Source organism: Kineococcus rhizosphaerae (assembly GCF_003002055.1).
GTDB classification, from domain to species: domain Bacteria; phylum Actinomycetota; class Actinomycetes; order Actinomycetales; family Kineococcaceae; genus Kineococcus; species Kineococcus rhizosphaerae.
In genome coordinates, this window is the sequence record NZ_PVZF01000063.1 from 1 (window position 1) to 1,026 (window position 1,026).

The following is a 1,026-nucleotide window of genomic DNA, read 5'->3' on the forward strand; positions in this document are numbered from 1 at the left end:
TTCGCCCTGTTCCCCACCGGCGTCGCCGCCCTGTCCGCCGTCGTCCAGGGCGACAACGGCCCCGAACCGGTCGTCCTGGTCGCCTCCTCCTTCCAGGTCGGCATCTCCCTGGACCCCCCACTGGTCCTGTTCGCCGTCCAGCACACCTCCACCAGCTGGCCCAAGCTCAAAGCCGCCGCCGAAGCCGGCGGACGCATCGGCGTCTCGGTCCTGGGCGAAGCCCACGACCTCGCCGCCCGCCAGCTCGCCTCCAAAGCCGCCGACCGCTTCGCCGGCATCCAGACCACCACCACCGACTCCGGCGCCAACTTCATCCACGGCGCCCCCGTCTGGATCGAGACCACCATCCACTCCCAGTTCCCCGCCGGCGACCACGACGTGGTCCTGCTGCAGGTCCACGCCTCCGGCACCGCCCCGGACACCGAACCCCTGGTGTGGCACTCCTCCGGCTTCCGCACCCTGACCCCCAAGCCCACCCCCGAGTCGATCCCCGAGAACGCCTGATGCGCACCGCCTTGCGCACCGTCGTGGTGGTGGGCAACCCCAAACCCGCCTCCCGCACCCTGCACGCCGCCATCACCACAGCCGGGCTCCTCGCCGGTACTGACGCCGGCGGGGAAGTCGACCAAGGCGTGGACCAGGTCATCGACCAGGTCATCGACGTGGCCACCCTGGGCCCGGGTCTGCTCGGCTGGGGCGATCCGGCCGTGAAGCAGGCCGTGGCCGACACCGCCGCCGCCGACCTGCTCGTGGTGGCTTCCCCGACGTTCAAGGCCACCTACACCGGCCTGCTGAAGCTGTTCCTGGACCAGTTCGCCGGCGGCGAGGGCCTGCGCGGGGTCACGGCCGTCCCCCTGATGCTGGGCGCAGCCCCCACCCACGCCCTGGCCCCGGACCTGCTGCTCAAGCCGGTCCTGGCCGAACTGGGCGCCGCGGTCCCGGCGCCGGGGTTGTACCTGATCGACACCGACGCCGAGGCCCACGGGGCGCAGACCCCGGCCCTGGCCGCCTACGTCGAACGCTGGG

The 1,026-nt window shown here is 72.6% G+C and carries 2 protein-coding genes; both read left to right on the forward strand.

Translation table 11 applies throughout. The features are described from left to right. Positions 1 to 504 (forward strand): flavin reductase family protein (locus tag CLV37_RS26915; protein ID WP_245886007.1); only part of this gene is annotated, 504 nt, incomplete at its 5' end. Positions 505 to 515: 11 nt separating this feature from the next. Further along, the coding region (locus tag CLV37_RS26920) for an NAD(P)H-dependent oxidoreductase (RefSeq protein ID WP_106215805.1) at positions 516 to 1,026 on the forward strand (511 nt) is incomplete at its 3' end.